16 protein-coding genes are annotated in these 16,272 nt (G+C 74.9%); 4 read left to right on the top strand and 12 right to left on the bottom strand.

All coding sequences use genetic code 11. The annotated features are described in order from the left end of the window. Positions 1-71 precede the first annotated feature (71 nt). The 7 genes from IW256_RS12460 to IW256_RS12430 all read right to left on the bottom strand — a co-directional run bounded on the left by IW256_RS12460 (position 72) and on the right by IW256_RS12430 (position 5,906). Positions 72-275, bottom strand: a complete 204-nt coding sequence (locus IW256_RS12460; RefSeq protein WP_197011111.1) for a hypothetical protein — start codon at positions 273-275, stop codon at positions 72-74. Between the two features lie 307 nt (positions 276-582). After that, positions 583-1,188, bottom strand: a complete 606-nt coding sequence (locus IW256_RS12455) for a response regulator transcription factor (RefSeq protein WP_197011110.1) — start codon at positions 1,186-1,188, stop codon at positions 583-585. Beyond that, positions 1,185-2,363 (bottom strand): sensor histidine kinase, encoded by a 1,179-nt coding sequence (locus IW256_RS12450; protein WP_197011109.1) that lies wholly within the window; start codon positions 2,361-2,363, stop codon positions 1,185-1,187. The genes IW256_RS12455 and IW256_RS12450 overlap by 4 nt, the downstream gene beginning before the upstream one ends. Before the next feature lie 32 nt (positions 2,364-2,395). Beyond that, a complete protein-coding gene (locus IW256_RS12445; protein WP_197011108.1) occupies positions 2,396-3,187 on the bottom strand; it encodes an ABC transporter permease in 792 nt (263 codons plus the stop codon). Beyond that, positions 3,184-4,113 (bottom strand): ABC transporter ATP-binding protein, encoded by a 930-nt coding sequence (locus IW256_RS12440; protein WP_197011107.1) that lies wholly within the window; start codon positions 4,111-4,113, stop codon positions 3,184-3,186. Before IW256_RS12440 ends, IW256_RS12445 begins: the two co-directional genes overlap by 4 nt. Positions 4,114-4,284: 171 nt before the next feature. Then, complete coding sequence (locus IW256_RS12435; RefSeq protein WP_197011106.1) at positions 4,285-5,679, bottom strand: acyl-CoA synthetase; 1,395 nt, start codon at positions 5,677-5,679, stop codon at positions 4,285-4,287. Beyond that, positions 5,679-5,906: a CoA transferase gene (locus IW256_RS12430; protein ID WP_197011105.1), complete on the bottom strand. Its 228-nt coding sequence runs from the start codon at positions 5,904-5,906 to the stop codon at positions 5,679-5,681. The genes IW256_RS12435 and IW256_RS12430 overlap by 1 nt, the downstream gene beginning before the upstream one ends. Positions 5,907-5,924: 18 nt before the next feature. Between IW256_RS12430 and IW256_RS12425 the strand changes: the two genes are divergently transcribed. Next, positions 5,925-6,539 carry a uridine kinase family protein gene (locus IW256_RS12425; RefSeq protein ID WP_420535403.1) on the top strand — a complete coding sequence of 205 codons (615 nt, stop codon included), beginning with the start codon at positions 5,925-5,927 and terminating at the stop codon, positions 6,537-6,539. A gap of 12 nt (positions 6,540-6,551) precedes the next feature. Here the strand turns inward: IW256_RS12425 and IW256_RS12420 are convergent, their stop codons facing one another. Both IW256_RS12420 and IW256_RS12415 read right to left on the bottom strand, forming a co-directional pair. Next, a complete protein-coding gene (locus tag IW256_RS12420; RefSeq protein ID WP_197011104.1) occupies positions 6,552-8,384 on the bottom strand; it encodes a hydantoinase B/oxoprolinase family protein in 1,833 nt (610 codons plus the stop codon). Between the two features lie 31 nt (positions 8,385-8,415). After that, positions 8,416-10,458, bottom strand: coding sequence for a hydantoinase/oxoprolinase family protein (locus IW256_RS12415; protein ID WP_197011103.1), 2,043 nt, complete (start codon positions 10,456-10,458; stop codon positions 8,416-8,418). 143 nt (positions 10,459-10,601) lie between these two features. On the opposite strand from IW256_RS12415, the gene IW256_RS12410 reads away from it, so the two are divergent. Next, positions 10,602-10,976 carry an FKBP-type peptidyl-prolyl cis-trans isomerase gene (locus IW256_RS12410; protein ID WP_197011102.1) on the top strand — a complete coding sequence of 125 codons (375 nt, stop codon included), beginning with the start codon at positions 10,602-10,604 and terminating at the stop codon, positions 10,974-10,976. 65 nt (positions 10,977-11,041) lie between these two features. Here the strand turns inward: IW256_RS12410 and IW256_RS12405 are convergent, their stop codons facing one another. Together IW256_RS12405 and IW256_RS12400 are read right to left on the bottom strand one after the other, a co-directional pair. Further along, entirely contained in the window at positions 11,042-11,956 is a 915-nt protein-coding gene (locus IW256_RS12405; protein WP_197011101.1) for a carbon-nitrogen hydrolase family protein, read from the bottom strand. A 2-nt stretch (positions 11,957-11,958) separates the two neighbouring features. Next, positions 11,959-12,618 carry an SRPBCC family protein gene (locus tag IW256_RS12400; RefSeq protein ID WP_197011100.1) on the bottom strand — a complete coding sequence of 220 codons (660 nt, stop codon included), beginning with the start codon at positions 12,616-12,618 and terminating at the stop codon, positions 11,959-11,961. Positions 12,619-12,827: 209 nt separating this feature from the next. Here IW256_RS12400 and IW256_RS12395 point away from each other — a divergent pair, with 209 nt between their 5' ends. Beyond that, on the top strand, positions 12,828-13,679 hold the full coding sequence (locus tag IW256_RS12395) for a polysaccharide deacetylase family protein (protein WP_197011099.1): 852 nt from the start codon (positions 12,828-12,830) through the stop codon (positions 13,677-13,679). Positions 13,680-13,695: 16 nt separating this feature from the next. Here the strand turns inward: IW256_RS12395 and IW256_RS12390 are convergent, their stop codons facing one another. Continuing rightward, on the bottom strand, positions 13,696-14,652 hold the full coding sequence (locus tag IW256_RS12390; RefSeq protein ID WP_307828866.1) for a TetR/AcrR family transcriptional regulator: 957 nt from the start codon (positions 14,650-14,652) through the stop codon (positions 13,696-13,698). Between the two features lie 135 nt (positions 14,653-14,787). Between IW256_RS12390 and IW256_RS12385 the strand changes: the two genes are divergently transcribed. Continuing rightward, positions 14,788-16,251 carry a DHA2 family efflux MFS transporter permease subunit gene (locus IW256_RS12385; RefSeq protein ID WP_197011098.1) on the top strand — a complete coding sequence of 488 codons (1,464 nt, stop codon included), beginning with the start codon at positions 14,788-14,790 and terminating at the stop codon, positions 16,249-16,251. Positions 16,252-16,272: the final 21 nt, after the last annotated feature.

Raw genomic sequence — 16,272 nt, 5'->3', positions numbered from 1 at the left:
GCTCAGGGGCACGGCGTACGGCCGGGCGGGACGCGGTCTCCGGCACCGGCGGCGGCGCCCCTCAGCGCCCCTCAGCGCGCCTCGATCTCGCGCAGCCGGTCGGCCAGCTCCTCGGCCGTGCCGGCCTGGACGTCGCTGACCCGGTTGAAGGTCTCGGAGGTCATCGGCCCGCGGAAGGCCCACCAGCGGCCCTGGCCGCTGTAGGCGATCGCCCAGCGGCCCCCGAACTCGGCCCGCAACCGCGCCATGGCCGCCTCGGCGCTCTCCCCGCTCACCGCCGCGCCCCCCGGACGCGGTCCCCCTGCGACGTGCGGCTCGTAGGTTCCCCCATGGGTCCGACCTCCCTGTCGGGCCGGGGTCCGTACCTCCCGAGGCGCGTCGCCGGGCCGGACCCGCTGTCCTTTCACAGGACATGGAAGCGCACCGCCGACCGTCGCGGAAGCGAACGCCCGTCGCCATCACGGAATGGTCAAGTGACCCCAACCCTTGGGACGGATCTGCGCCGACATATCAGCATTTGGCGGGTAAATAGGGGCTCTGCCGGCCGGGCTCGGGCCTTCCCCGGCACCCGCGGAACGGGCGTCAGACCCAGCCCATGTCGCGCGCGGCGCGGACGGCCGCCACGCGGTTGGGCTCGCCCAGCTTGGCCATCGCCGACGACAGGTAGTTGCGCACCGTTCCCTCGGAGAGGTTGAGCAGGACGGCGATGCGGGCGGTCTCGGTGCCCGCCCCGATGAGGCGGAGGATCTCCCGTTCCCGCGCGGTGAGGGGGTTGTCACCGGCGGCCATGGCGCTGGCGGCCAGTTCGGCGTCCAGGTAACGGCCGCCGGCGTGGACCTTGCGGATGGCGGCGGCCAGCTCCTCGGTGGGGGCGTCCTTGGCCACGAAGCCCCGCACCCCGGCGGCCACGGCCCGGCGCAGGTAGCCGGGGCGGCCGAAGCTGGTGAGGATGCACACGGCGCAGCGGGCCCCGGCGGCGTCCAGCTCCTCGGCCACGGTGAGCCCGTCGGCGCCGGGCATGTCGATGTCCAGGACGGCCACGTCCGGATCGCACGCCGCGACGGCGGCGGCCACCTCGTCGCCGCGCCCCACCTCGGCGACCACCTCCAGGTCGGGTTCCAGGCCGAGGAGCGCGGCGACCGCGCCGCGGATGAGGTGCTCGTCGTCGGCCAGCAGGAGACGGATCACCGCGCCTCCTCCGGGAGCGGGACGACCGCGCGCAGCAGGAACCGGTCGCGCCCGCGGCTCCCGGAGGTGAGGGTGCCGCCCAGGACCTCGACCCGCTCGGCCAGCCCGGCCAGGCCCGAGCCCGGGTCCCGGCGGGCGGCCCGCACCCCGTCGTTGCTCATCTCCAGGACCACCGACCCACCATAGGCCGCGATCGTGATCCCGCAGTGCCGCGCCTCGCTGTGCTTGATCACGTTGGTGGCGCCCTCGCGGATCACCCAGGCCAGCACCGCGCGGACCTCCGGCGGGAGTCCCTCGGGCGGGGCGCCGGCCTCGCAGCGCACCCCCGCGGCCTCCAGCACGGCCCGTACCCCGGCCAGCTCGGCGTCCAGCTCGACCGCGCGGTAGCCGCGGACGGCGGTGCGGACCTCGCGCAGCGCCTCCCGGGCGGCCCGGCGGACGTCGGCCATCTCCTCGCGGGCGCGCGCCGGGTCGGTCTCCGACATCCGCATGGCCAGCTCGCTCTTCACCGCGATCAGGGAGAGGCTGTGCCCGAGCAGGTCGTGCAGGTCGCGGGAGAAGCGCAGCCGTTCCTCGGCCACCGCCAGCCGTGCCTGGGCCTCGCGGGCGGCGTCGGCCTCCTGGTGCAGGTCCCACATCCGCCGGTAGTAGTAATTGACGTAGGCGCTCGACGCGCACAGCGCGGTGAAGAGGGCGAAGAGCAGGAGGAGCTCGTGCCAGCGGGGCGGCCCGCCGTACCAGGAGACGAACAGCGCGCAGTCGGCCGCCACGCCCAGGCACAGGGCGACCTTGAGGGTGCGCCCAGGCACCCAGAGCGTGAGCGTGGCCGCCCAGATCAGCGGCACCAGGCACCACAGCGGGTGCACGACCATCATCGGGCTGAGCAGGAGGGTCAGCGCGCCGCTCAGGACGGTGTCGCGCCGTGACAGCCGCCCGCTCAGCCCCGTGTCGACCGTCCGGGCGTAGCACCACAGGAAGAGGACGCCGCCGGCGCCCCCGGCGAAGGCGACCGGGAGACTCGCCCGGTCCTCCCGGTACGCCTCGGCCAGGGTCGTGACGATCGGGAGCAGGACCACGATCCCCGCGATCAGGAACGAGCGGTAGATCACCTTGCGGTAGAGCTCCAGCCGCCCGGCCGCCCGTTCCTCCAGCTCGGCCGTCGTCGCGCCGCCCATCGGTCCTCCTTCTCCGGTCACGGTAGCGGGCATCAGGCGCGCCGGGGCTCCCAGCGGAACCACCGGGCGGCCAGCGCCCGCCCGGCCAGCGTCCAGAACAGCAGGACGCCGAACGACCGCAGGCAGGTCGCCCAGCCCTCGCCGAACCCGACCGGGGCCCGCGTCCCGGTGACGGTGAAGTCCTGGCCGAAGTAGGCGGTCCGGGTGATCTCCACGACCGGGGTCAGCGGCACCCACCGGGCGGCCTCCCGGACGGCGGCGGGCACGTCCTCCAGCGGGACGAGCACGCCGGCGCCGGCCAGGCAGGCGAACATGAGGGGCAGCACGGTGAGCTGGGCCATCTCGGTGCTCGGCGTGATCCCCGAGACGGCGAACGCCAGCAGCGCGAAGACGGCGACGCCGCCCACCGACCCGGCGAGCAGCAGCAGCGGGTCGGCGGGCAGGGCGCCGTCCAGCACGGTGACCAGGAACGCCAGCAGGGCCAGCGCCTGCACGGCGTACATCCCGGCCGCGGTGAGGACGCTGCCGCCGAGGATCTCGGCGTCCGACAGCACCGAGCCGCGCAGCCGCTTCAGCGTGAAGTCCTCGCGGCGGGCGGTGAAGACGGTCACCAGGTTGACGAACACGGCGAAGAGCAGGAAGAAGCCCAGGTGCCCGGTGCCCTGGAGCAGGGCGGCGTCGATCCCGCCGGCCTTCTCGCCCCGGGCGGGCAGCAGCAGCGCCGCGAACAGCAGCGGCATGCCGACGACGGTGAACAGCGCGGTCCGGTTGCGCCACAGCAGGGTCAGGTCGAGACGGGCCACGCGGGCCATGGCGTTGATCATCGGGTGGCTCCCCCGGCGGTGCGCAGGAAGACGTCCTCGAGCGAGGCGCTGCGGGCCTGCAGCCCTTCCAGGCCGATCCGCCGCTCGTCGGCCCAGCGCAGCAGCTCGTACAGCTCGGCCTGGAGGCCCGCGGCGCCGAGGGCGTAGGTGGCGAGCGGGCGGCCGCCGGCCACGGAGATCGTGGCGGCGGTGCCGTGCAGCGCGGGCAGCTCGGCGACGCCGAGCCCGTCGGGCACGTGGAAGGTGATCCGGTCGCCGTGGCCGGCGACGACCTCGCCGACCGTGCCGGCGACCTCGATCCGGCCGCGGTGCATGATGGCCAGCCGGTCGGCCAGCTGCTCGGCCTCCTCCAGGTAGTGGGTGGTGAGCAGGACGGTGGTGCCGCCGGCGACCAGGTCGCGGACGACCTCCCAGGTGGCGCGGCGGGCCTCGGGGTCCATCCCGGTCGTCGGCTCGTCCAGGAACAGCACCCGGGGGCGGCCGAGCAGGGCGATCGCCAGGTCGAGGCGGCGCTTCTGCCCGCCCGACAGCTGCCGCGCCCGGACCCCCGCCCGGTCGCGCAGCCCGACCAGGCCGAGGGTCTCGTCCCGGCCGCGCGGGTCCGGGACGAAGCCGCGCCAGTGGTCGAGGGTCTCGGCCACCGTCAGGTCGGCGAACAGCCCGCCCTCCTGGAGCATGATCCCCATGCTCGGGCGGACGGCGCGGCGCTCGCGGTACGGGTCGTGCCCGAGCACCCGGACCGTCCCGGCGTGCGCGGCCCGGAAGCCCTCGATGATCTCGAGCGTGGTGGTCTTGCCCGCGCCGTTGGTGCCGAGGAGCGCGAACAGCTCGCCCTCCCGTACCTCGAAGGAGACCTCGCTGACGGCCTCGAAGTCCCCGTAGCGGCTGCGCAGGCCGTCGATCCGGATGGCTGGTGTGGTCGGCATGGCTCCAGCGTCCCCGGCGCGCGCCCGGCCCGGTAGAAGCGCGTGTCACCGGTTCGCCCGGCGCCTGTCAGCCGATCCGCATGACATCCGTCATACGGCCTGGTCGCGGGCGGGGGCGGAGCGCACGGGCGCGGCGGCCCGTACGCGGCGCGCAGGCGCCGCGGCGGGGCCTCAGGCACCGAGGCGGGTCTTGACGACCTTGCCCATCGCGTTGCGCGGCAGGGAGTCCACCAGATGGACGGTCCGGGGCCGCTTGTGCGCCGAGAGGCGTTCGGCGACGAAGCCGATGAGCCGCCGCTCGTCCACGCCGTCGGCCACCACGTAGGCGGTCACCTGCTCGCCCAGGTCGGGGTGCGGGGTGCCGACGACGGCGGCCTCGCGGACGGCGGGGTGGGCCAGCAGGGCGTTCTCGACCTCGCCCGCGCCGATCCGGTAACCGCCGCTCTTGATCAGGTCGGTGGAGGCGCGGCCGACGATCCGGTGCCAGCCGTCCGGGCCGACGGTCGCGATGTCGCCGGTGCGGAACCAGCCGTCGGCGGTGAACGAGGCGGCGGTGGCCTCCGGCCGGTTCAGGTAGCCGCCGAACAGCATGGGCGCGCGGACGTGCAGCTCGCCCGGCGTCTCGCCGTCGGCCGGGACCGGGGCGCCGTCCTCGGCGGCCAGCCGGGTCGCCACCCCCGCCAGCGGCAGCCCGACGTGGCCGGGCCGCCGGTCGCCGCCGGCGCGGGCGCTGACGGTGATCAGGGTCTCGGTCATCCCGTACCGCTCCACCGGCCGGTGACCGGTCAGCTCCTCCAGCCGCCCGAACACCGGCACGGGCAGGGGCGCGCTGCCGGAGACCAGGAGCCGCGCCCCGCGCAGCGCGCGCGCCGCGTCCGGCTCGGCGCAGACGCGCGACCACACCGTGGGCACCCCGAAGAACAGCGTGCCCCCGGCGGCGGCGGCCTCCGCGTACGCCTCGGGCCGGGGCCGCCCGGTGTGCACGAGGGACGATCCCGCCCGCAGCGCGCCGAGCACGCCCAGGACCAGGCCGTGGACGTGAAAAAGCGGAAGCCCGTGCACCAGCACGTCGCCGGCGGTCCACTCCCACGCCTCGGCCAGGGCGTCCAGCCCGGCGGCGATCGCGGCGCGGGAGACGAGCACGCCCTTGGGGGCGCCGGTGGTCCCGCTGGTGTAGAGGATGAGCGCGGTGGCGTCATCGGGCGCGCCGGCGCCGGCCCCCTCCCCGGCGGGGAGGTCGTCGACCGGGACGAGCGGCGGGTCCCCCTCCCCCGGTTCGTACGCGCCGCGGGCGGCCAGCAGCAGGGCCGCGCCCGAGTCGCCCAGGATGTGCGCGCGCTCGTCCGGCCCCGAGTCGGGCGGCAGCGGCACCACCGGCACCCCGGCCAGCAGCCCGCCGACCACCGCGACGACGGTCTCCAGGCTCGCGGTGGCGTGCACCGCGACGGCCCCGGCGCCCGCGATCTCCGCGGCGACCCCGGCGGCCCGGTCCATCAGCTCGGCGCGGCGCAGCCCGCGGCCGGCCACCGTGATCGTCTGGTCGCCCGCGACGCCCAGCAGGTCCATCACGCGTCCCTCTCGTCCAGCCAGGCCGGCACAGTGTCATCGTGCTCCCCCGGCAGCGGTGGCGCCGCGTGCTCGCGGGGCGGCGCCCCGCCGAAGCGCAGCCGCGGCCCCGGCAGCTCGATCCGGCCCGGCGTGGGATGGTCCACCTCGACGCCCAGCCCCTGGGAACGGGTCTGCTCCCATGCGTACACCTCGTCGATGGAACGGATCGCCAACGGCCTGAGCATGCCGTCTCCTCCGGCAGTATGCCTTTCGTGCCAGATGACAGGATGACCTACCCGGCGCTGGCCGCGCGGCTGCTCGCGCTGCCCCCGTCCTGCGGCCCGGCGCGGGTGGTCGCCGTGGACGGGCCGAGCGGCGCGGGCAAGTCCACCTTCGCCGCGCACCTGGCCGCCGCCCTGGACGGCCCGCCGGTCATCGGGTCCGACGACTTCCGCGTCCCCTGGAACGCCGACCCGCTCACCTGGTGGCGGCCCCTCACCGAGGCGGTCCTCGACCCCCTGTGCGCCGGCGAGCCCGGCCGGCTGCGGCGCTACGACTGGCGCGCCGGCCGCCACGGCCCCACGGAGACGGTGCCGCCGGCACCGGTCATGATCATCGAGGGCGTGGGCGCCGCCTGGCGCGGGTCGCCCGCCGCGTACCGGATCTGGATCGACGCGCCGCGTTCCCTGCGCCGGGCCCGCGCCCTGCTCCGGGACGGCCCGGACCTGGCCGGCGCCTGGGACGCCTGGTCCGAACGCGAGGACCGGCACTTCACCGCCGACCGGACGCGCGAGCGCGCGGACCTGCCGGTCGACGGCACCGACCCCGGGCACCGTTCGTTCGCGCCCGCGCGGCGGCCACCGGCCACCGCGCGCTGACCCGGGCAGCGGTCAGCGCCCCGGATCGTCCACGTCGGCGGAGGTCCTGCCCCCGGACAGGAGCGGGTACCCCGGCCCCCGGTCGAAGAACGGGGCGGGTCCGCGGGCGGCGCGCAACCGCTCCCGCAGCTCGGCGGTCGCCTCCCCGTCCGCCACCGGGCCGGACGCTCCGGTGGCCAGGACGACGCCGTAGTCGTCGCGGGCTCCCTCGGGCGACACCTTGCCGTCGCGGACGTCCGCGGCGACGCGGTCCGGGTCGCGGTCGAACGGGTCGCCCCAGCCGCCGCCCCCGGTCGTCCGGATCCGGATGACCTGCCCCACCCGCACCGGGTGGTCGTCGACCAGGCCCTCCATCTCCTCCCCGTCGATGTCCACCCGGAACGGGCGGCCCGCCCGCCCCCCGTTGACGCCCCAGCAGGACAGGATGGACCGGTCGGCGATCGACATGTAGCCGGCGTCCCGCAGCATGCGCAGCCGCTTGTCGTACCCGAGCCCGCCCCGGTACGCGCCGGGCCCGCCCGAGTCGGTCGCCAGCCCGAGCCGCTCGACGACGAACGGCCAGCGCGCCTCGGCGAACTCGGCCGGGATGTTGCGCGAGTCGGGCACGACGTGGATGGTGTCCTCCCCGTCGGCGTAGTGGCGGCCCCCGGAGCCTCCCCCCAGGACCTCCCGCATGAGGTACGGGCCGCGGTCGTCCTCGCCGTACACCCCGGTGTAACGGATCGTCTCCTGGTCGGCGGGCATCCGGCCGCCGGTGGCCTTGGCCAGCACGCCCGCCAGCACTCCGAGCAGGCGCAGGATGACGAACGTCCGGGCGTTGGTGGGCGCCGGGAAGATCGGGGTGAGCAGGGTCCCCTTCTCGGGGAACCGCATCTCGATCAGCGGGACGACGCCCTCGTTCACGTCCAGCTCGGCCGCGCGTTCGGGGGTGTCGGCCAGGTTCCGCAGGACGGGCGCCAGCCACTTCTTCAGGAAGACCCCGTCGGCGTAGTCGCCCGCGTGGTTGATCGGCCCCTTGGCCTGCGGCGACGTCCCGGTGAAGTCGATGATCAGCGGCACCTCCGCCGCCTTGTCGACGGTGAGGGTGATCCGCTGGGCGTGCAGCCGGGGCGGGTCGACACCGTCGTGCTCGGCGTAGTCCTCCCAGACATGGGTGCCGTCGGGGATCTTCGACAGCAGCTCCCGCCGGAACGTCTCGGTGGTCTTGTCGATGATCGCGTCGAAGCATCCCTCCACCGCCGCCCGGCCGTACCGGGCGAACAGCTCGGCCAGGCGGCGCGCCCCCATCAGGCACGCCGAGCACTCGGCGTCCAGGTCACCGGCGAGCGAGTCGGGCATCCGCGAGTTCCGCGTCATGATCCGCAGCGCCGCCTCGTTCGGCACGCCCTGGTCCCACAGCCTGATCGGCGGGACCATGAGCCCCTCCTCGAACGCGCTGCGAGCGTGGCTCGGCATCGACCCGGGCACCGCCCCGCCGATGTCGTCGTGGTGCCCGAACGCCTGGACGAACGCCACGACCTCCCCCTCATGGAACACCGGCACCGTCACGCACAGGTCCGGCAGGTGCCCGATCCCGCCCTCGGACAGATAGACGTCGTTGTGGAAGAAGACGTCCCCCGGCCGCATCTTCTCCGGCGGGAAGTCGCGCGCCACCGGATGGACCAGGGCGGAGTAGGAGCGCCCCGTCAGCTTGCGCAGCCGGCGGTCGTGGATCCCCGCCCGGAAGTCGTGCGCGTCCCGGATCATGGGCGAGCGCGCCGTCCGGGCGATCGCCGTCTCCACCTCCCGCTCGACCGAGGCCAGCGTCCCCTCCACGATCTCCAGCAGGATGGGATCAGTGTTCATTGCCTCGCCTCCGCTCGGCGGGTCGTGCTCGTCATCGGGTCACCAGCAGGTTGCCGTAGGCGTCCACCTCGGCGCGGAAGCCCGGGTGCAGGGGCAGGGTCGAGCCGAACTCCTGGACGATCGCCGGGCCCTCCACGACGTCGCCCGGGGCCAGCAGGGCGCGCTCGTAGACGGGGGCCGCGACCCAGCCGTCGCCGAAGTGGACCTCGCGGGTGCCGGTGAGGGCGCGGGAGGGGTCCTTGTCGCCGGACGGGCGTTCCCGGAGGCGCGGGCGGTCGATCGGGCCGATGCCGGAGACGCGGTGGTTCACCCACTCGACCGGGTGCCTGGCGTCGTCGCGGTAGCAGTACCCGTACAGGGCCTCGTGGGCGTCGTGGAACCGCCGCAGCACCTCGGCGCGGAACCCCTCGGAGACCGGCCCGGGGGGCGCGGGGACCCGCACCTCGAACGCCTGGCCGTAGTAGCGCAGGTCCACGGTGCGGGCGAAGCGGTGCCGGGCGGCGGGGAAGCCCTCGCGGTCGAGGGACGCGGCGGCCTCGGCCTCCAGCTCGGCGAAGATCGCGGCCACGGCGGGGAGGTCGAGCTCGGCGTCGCGGGCCACGCGGGTGCGCACGTAGTCGTTCTTGACGTCCACGGTGAGCAGGCCGAACGCCGACAGGTTGCCGGGGTTCACCGGGACGAGCGCGGCGGGCAGGCCGAGCACGTCCAGCAGGCGGCAGCACAGCAGGGGCCCCGAGCCGCCGAACGCGACCAGGGGGTAGTCGCGCACGTCCAGCCCGCGCTTGACGGTGATCTGCCGGATGGCGTTGGCCTGGTTCCAGGCGGAGATCTCCAGGATGCCGGTGGCGGCGCGTTCCACGGTCAGGCCGAGCCGTCCCGCCAGGGCCTCCAGCCCGGCACGGGCGGCGGGCACGTCCAAGGGGATCTCGCCGCCCAGCAGGTGCGGCGGGATCCGGCCCAGGACGGCGTGGGCGTCGGTGACAGTCGGCTCGGTGCCCCCGCCGCCGTAGCAGAGGGGGCCGGGGTCGGCGCCGGCGCTGCGCGGGCCCACCTTCATCGTGGACTCCGGGGAGACCCAGGCGACCGAGCCGCCGCCCGCGCCCACGGTCACGATGTCGATCATCGGGATCTTGACCGGGTGGCGGCCGATCGCCCCCTCGGTGGTCAGCGTGGGCTCGCCGTCCAGGACCACCGCCACGTCGGTGGAGGTGCCGCCGCCGTCCAGGGTGACCACCGAGCCGAGCCCGGCGCGCCCCGCGACGTAGGCCGCGCCGAGGGCCCCGGCGGCCGGGCCGGACAGCACGGTGGTGATCGGCTGGTGGACCACCTCGTCGGCCGACAGCACGCCGCCGTTGCTCTTCATCACGTGCAGGCGGGCGGGCGCGCGTTCGGTGATGCGCCGCAGGTAGCGCGACATGACCGGCTTGACCGCGGCGTCGACCAGGGTGGTCACCGACCGCTCGTACTCCCGGTACTCGCGCAGCACCTCGCACGACAGCGACACCACCGCCTCGGGGTGCTCGCGCCGCAGCACCTCGCGCATCGCCAGCTCGTGGCCGGGATCGGCGTAGGAGTGCAGGAAGCAGACGCCGATCGCCCGGATCCCCTGGTCGCGGAACCAGCGGGCCGCCTCCGCCGCGCCCGCCTCGTCGAAGGGCCGCAGCTCGGCGCCGGTGTGGTCGAGCCGCCCGCCGACGGCCCGCACCCGGTGGACGGGGACGATGCGCGGCGGCTTCACCCAGAAGTAGGAGTTGCCGTAGCCGTCCGGGACGCTCTGCCGCGCGATCTCCAGGACGTGCTCGAACCCCTCGGTGGTGATGAGGCCGAGATCCTCCAGCCGGTCCTCCAGGAGCCGGTTGGTCGCGACCGTCGTCCCGTGCGAGAGGCCGGTGACCGCGGCGTCCCCTCCGGCCGCCGCCGTCACCTTGGCGACGGCGGTCAGGAAGCCCTCGGCGGGATCGGCCGGGGTGGAGGGGGTCTTGGTGGTGATGATCTCCCCGGTGTCCTCGTCCAGCGCCACGACGTCGGTGAACGTCCCGCCGGTGTCGATGCCGATCCGCAGCCGTCGCCCCATGACCACGGGTCTACCGGACGCGGCGCGTCCCGGGAACCGTCGCATTATGCCAACGCGCGGTTCCTTCTTTGGCGAGTCGCACCTGGCACTAGGCTGAACGGATCGTTCCCGACCACCGACGACACATCACTGGAGCCAACCCGATGGCGCTTGAACGGCCCGAGATCGACTTCCCCGAGGGGCAGCCGCCCGCCTACCTCGACATCACCGACATCATCCAGGGCGACGGCCCGGAGGCGACCAAGGGCGCCACGGTGTCGATGCACTACGTCGGGGTCTCCTTCTCCACGGGCGAGGAGTTCGACGCCTCCTGGAACCGCGGCTCCACGCTGGACTTCCAGCTCGGCGCGGGCCAGGTCATCAAGGGCTGGGACATGGGCATCGCCGGCATGAAGGTCGGCGGCCGGCGCAAGCTGGTCATCCCGCCGCACCTGGCGTACGGCGACCGCAGCCCCTCCCCGGCGATCAAGCCCGGCGAGACGCTGATCTTCGTGGTGGACCTGGTCGCGGTCAAGTAGGCGCGGCAGGCACGTGGCGCGGAGGGCCGCCCGGGGACCCGTCCCCGGGCGGCCCTCCGCCGTTCTCACCGGTCCCGTGCCCGGCCGCGCGGGAACGGGGTCGCGGCGGGGGCGACGAGGTCGGCGGCGTGCTTCTCGTACAGGCCGAGGTTGCGTTCGGCGAGATGGTCGAAGCCGTGCGGGACCGAGGAGCCCGGGGTGAGCGAGCGCATCGCGGTGGCCGGGTCGAGCCGGGCCGCGACCCAGCCCTCGTGCGCGGCGGCGCGGGCCACCACCTCCGCGATCGGCGTGACGATCATCGAGTTGCCGAAGTAGAGGGTGCCGGCCGGGTCGGCGCCGACCGCGTTGGCGCCCACGACGTACACGTGCTCGTCGTAGGCGCGGGCGCGGCAGGTCAGCTCCCAGATGTCGGCCGAGCGCAGCAGCGCCGACGGGCGGCAGATCAGCTCGGCGCCGCGCACCGCCTGGATGCGCCACAGTTCCGGGAAGTCGCCGTCGAAGCAGATCGCCATGCCGATCCGGCCGAGTTCGGTGTCGGCCACGCAGACCTCGGAGCCGGGCGTGACCCAGCCCCCGTGGCGGGCGTCCTCGACCCGGAACGGGTGGGTCTTGCGGTAGACGCCGAGCACTCCGCCGTCCGGGCCGGCCAGGACGGCGGCGTTGTAGACGGTGCCGGGGTCGGGGCCGCGCTCGTAGGTGCCGAAGCACAGGTGGACGCCCAGCTCGCGGGCCGTCTCCTGGAAAGGCTCGGTGATCGGCCCCGGGATCTCCGAGACCAGGTCCCACAGCTCCTCCGCCCCGACGCCGGGGTTGAAGCCGGTGGTGACCGACTCGGGAAGGACGACCAGTTCGGCGCCGGATTCCTCGACGCAGCGCGCGGTCCAGTCCACGGCCTTGCCGATGTTGGCCTCGACGGACCCGCGGGTCAGCGGCCCGGGGGCCGGCGCCAGCTGCACGGCGGCGGCGGTGAAGGGTCTCATGGTCACCTCCTGGTTCGTCGTCCCAGGGCATACCCCAGAACGACCCCTGCCAGAGCCATCGCGCCTCCCGCACCGAACGCGGCCAGCATCGGGGCGGCCCGGGGCCCGGGAGCGGGCGCCGGCGCGGGCCGGGCGCCCGCGTAGACCCGTCCGGCCGGCGCCTCCGCCGGGGCCGCGGCGGGCCGCTCTCCCGGCTGGGCGGGGACGGGCTCCGGGACGGCCTCGGGCCCGGTCAGGGACCGTTCGACGGCGGCGAAGAACTCCCCCGCGGTCTTCCGGGCCACGGAGCCGATCATGCGCTGGCCCACCCCGCCGATCATCCCGCCGACGACCGCGTCGGCGTCGTAGTCGACCCGGGTGCCCCCGTCGCCGTCGGACAGGCGCACGCGGACGGTGGCGTCGACCGTCCCCGGCGCCCCCTGGCCGCGGGCGCGCAGCACGAACGAGCGCGGCGGGTCGGGCTCGGCCAGCTCGACCCGGCCGACGTAGGTGCCCTTGACGGAGGCGACCCCGGCGGAGACGGTCATCGTGTAGACGTCCTGGCCGGTGGCCTCCAGGGAGTGGCAGCCCGGGATCGTCCGGGCCAGGACCGCGGGGTCCTGCAACGCCTCCCACACCAGAGGGAGCGGCGCCGCGATGGTGGCGCTACCAGTGACCTTCATGTCCCGACCCTAGAGAATGCGCCCCGGCCTCCGTACGGCAAGTTGTGCCGATCACACGCCGAAGGTTGGTCAGATACGCCCCGTTCGGTCCGAGCAAGGTCAGAATGTCCCTGCGCATTTCGTACGGCGGCGCGAACCCCCGCGGGCCCTCGCGCGTCAACCGAAGCGACACACATGATCGAACCGGGACCGGACGGAGAACGCGGCTGATGCGAGGGAAGATGCCCGTGGTCACCACGGTGATGGCGGGTGTGATGGGCGTCGCCGCGGGCACGTGGCCGGCCGTCCGGGCGGCGGCGTCCGGGGACGAGGGGCCGTCCACGCGCTCCCGGCTCGGCACGGTGCTCGCCGACCAGGCGTGGGAGCGCCCCAGGCCCGGGTCGTGGACGCCGCCCAAGCCCGCGCCGGACGGCCTGCCGCCGACCATCAGCCGCATCGTCACGCAGGACAAGGTGGTGTTCCTGACCATCGACGACGGCTACGAGTACGACGCCGAGTTCGTCGACCTGGTGCGCAAGGAACGGGTGCCGATCCTGACCTTCCTGACGTCCCGGTACGTCAAGGGGCAGGGGCAGTACTTCTGGGCCCTGCGCAACGCCGGGTCCCAGATGGAGAACCACACCGTCAACCACCTCAACATGGCCCTCCAGACGCCGGAGAAGCAGAAGCGCGAGATCTGCGGGGCGTCCGACACGATCACCCAGCAGTACGGGCGGCGGCCGCAGATCTTCCGGCCGCCGTTCGGGAGCTTCAACCTGACCACCCGCAAGATGGCCAAGGAGTGCGGGATCAAGTCGATCCTGCTGTGGTCGGCGGAGTTCTACAACGGCACGTCCGGGCCGGGCGTGGGGTTCAACGGCTTCGCGCGCGGCGACGGCGGCAAGGGCTTCCGGCCGGGCGACATCGTCCTCATGCACTATCGGAAGGGGCTCGCGCAGCAGCTCCAGATGATCCTGGGCTGGATCCGCCAGCAGGGCTACCGGCCCGCCGCCGTGGAGAACTACCTGCCCCGGTCGCTCGGCGGGAACGCCCCGGACCAGCAGCCCGCCACCCCCGGCTGACGCGCCCGGCCGGCCGTCACCGCGCCGCCGCGCTCCCGGCCACCGCGTTCCGGGTCTCCGCGTTCCGGGTCTCCGCGTTCCGGGTCTCCGCGTTCCGGGTCTCCGCGTTCCGGGTCTCCGCGTTCCGGGTCTCCGCGTTCCGGGTCTCCGCGTTCCGGGTCTCCGCGTTCCGGGTCTCCGCGTTCCGGGTCTCCGCGTTCCGGGTCTCCGCGTTCCGGGTCTCCGCGTTCCGGGTCTCCGCGTTCCGGGTCTCCGCGTTCCGGGTCTCCGGGCTCCCGGCCGCGCCCCGGGGCTCCGGCGGCACGGGCGCGCCGTCCCCGGTCTCGGGGCCGAACGCTCGCAGGAAGGTGTCCACGGCGGCGCGGGCGACCGCGCGCAGTTCGTCGTCGGGGACCGCGCGTGCGCCCATCGCCGTCCGCGCCTCCATCGGGCCGGTGAGCAGCGCCAGGAACTGCTCGGCGGCCGTTTCGGGGTCGGCCGCGCGCAGCCGCCCGGCGAGGATGAGCCGCGCCAGCCGGCCGGCCAGGGCCTCGGTGACCCGGCCGGCTCCGCGGCCCCGCACCACCTCCAGCGGCTCGGGGAACCGGGCGCCCTCGGCGTGCAGGAGGCGGCGCAGCGCCCGGGAACGCTCATGGCAGTGCGCCTGGAGCAGCCGGTGCCCCGTGTCCTCCAGGCGGGCGCGCAGATCGCCGTCCGGGACCGCCAGCGCCTCGACGGCCGCGAGGTCCTCGGCGACCACGCGACCGGCGGCGGCCACCATCGCCTCGCGGAAGAGGGTCGCCTTGTCGTTGAGGTGGTTGTAGACGGTGGGCTTGGCGACGCCCGCCTCCTTCGCGATCTCCTTGACGCACGCCTGGGCGTACCCCTGGCGCGCGAAGACCGTGAACGCGGCGTCCAGGATCGCCTCCCGCTTGTCGATGCGTCCCCGGGACACGTCCCGCCCCGGCTCTGGTGAGGTTCGCGCGGCTGCCACGCCGGACATCGTACCCCCACGCCGACATTATTGAACCCACAGGTTCAGTTCAGTGGCCCGATGGGTTGCACATGAGGGCGATCTCTCCCTAACTTGAACCCGGGAGTTCAATTTTTGATGCTTAAGGAGCCAACGATGACACCTGCGCGGGACGGCGGCGACGCCCTCGATCCGGCGTTGCTGCGGCTGATCGGCGTGATCCTGCTGGGCGGGATGCTGGGCATCCTCAACAGCACCATGGTCGCCGTCGGCATCGACACCCTGGCCGGGGCGTTCACCGCGTCGCTCAGCACGATCGGCTGGGCGTCCACCGGGTTCCTGCTGGCGGTCACCGCCGCGATCCCGTTCACGACCTGGGCGGTCGACCGGTACGGCGGCCGGCGGATGTGGCTGGCGGGGCTCGTCCTGTTCCTGGCCGGGTCGCTGGGGTCGGGGCTGGCCTGGAACGCGGGCGGCCTGATCGCCTTCCGGGTCGTCCAGGGGCTGGGCGCCGGGATCCTCGATCCGCTGGTGCTGACCCTGCTGGCCCGCGCCGCCGGGCCCGCCCGGGCGGGCCGGGTGATGGGGCTGATGGGCGTGGTCCTCTCCCTCGGCCCGGTGCTGGGGCCGGTGGCGGGCGGCCTGGTCCTGTCCCGGCTCGACTGGCGGTGGATGTTCCTGCTGAACGTCCCGGTCGGCCTGGTCGCGCTGCTGCTGGCCGTCCGGGTGCTGCCGGCGGACACCGGCGACGGCGAACGGACCGCGGGCCCCCTGGACACGCTGGGCCTGGCGCTGCTCGGCCCGGGTTTCGCGGCGGTGGTCCTGGCGCTGTCGCAGTCGGCCGAGCGCGGCGCGTTCACGGCCTGGCAGGTCCTCGCGCCGCTGGCGGCCGGCGCCCTGCTCCTCGGCGGGTACGCGCTGCACGCGGTCCGGGCCTCGCGCGGCCCCGGACGCGTCCCGCCGCTGATCGACCCGCGGCTGTTCACCGGCGCCGGGTTCTCCGCGAGCGTCACCGTCATGGCCCTGGTCGGGCTGGCCACGTTCGCGAGCCTGTTCGCCCTGCCGCTGTACTACCAGCAGGCGCACGGCCACGGCGTCCTCATGGCCGGGCTGCTGGTGGCACCGGTGGGGGTGGGCGCGGGCGTCGCCATGCCGCTGGCCGGGCGCCTCAGCGACCGGCTCGGCGCCCGGTCCCTGGCGCTGGGCGGCGCGACCGTGGCGCTGCTCGCCGGGCTGGCGCTCACCCGGGCCGGGGCCGGCACCGCCGAGGTGTGGCCCGTGCTGGCCGCCCTGTTCCTGGGGCTGGGGCTGGGGTTCGTCGGCGCGCCCACGATGGGCTCGCTGTACCGCACGCTGCCGCCGCCGCAGGTGCCGCAGGGCAGCTCCGTCCTCTACATGCTCAACCAGCTCGGCGCCGCGATCGGCATCGCCGTCGTCACGCTGATCTGGGAACGGGCCGGGGACGGCGACGTCCTAAGCGGCTTCCACGGCGTCTACTGGTTCGCCGCCGGCACGATCGCCGCCGTCCTGGTCCTCGCCCTCCTCCTGCCGGGCCGGCCCGCGCCCGTCCCCGCGCCCGCCGCCCCGCGGCCGGCGCCGGCGCCCCCGCCCGGCCGTTGACCTGCGGCGAGTCGCCGCCTT

Source organism: Actinomadura viridis (assembly GCF_015751755.1).
Classification (GTDB): domain Bacteria; phylum Actinomycetota; class Actinomycetes; order Streptosporangiales; family Streptosporangiaceae; genus Spirillospora; species Spirillospora viridis.
The sequence above is the reverse complement of the archived record's forward strand: the minus strand, read 5'-3'. Positions and strand labels throughout refer to the sequence as shown.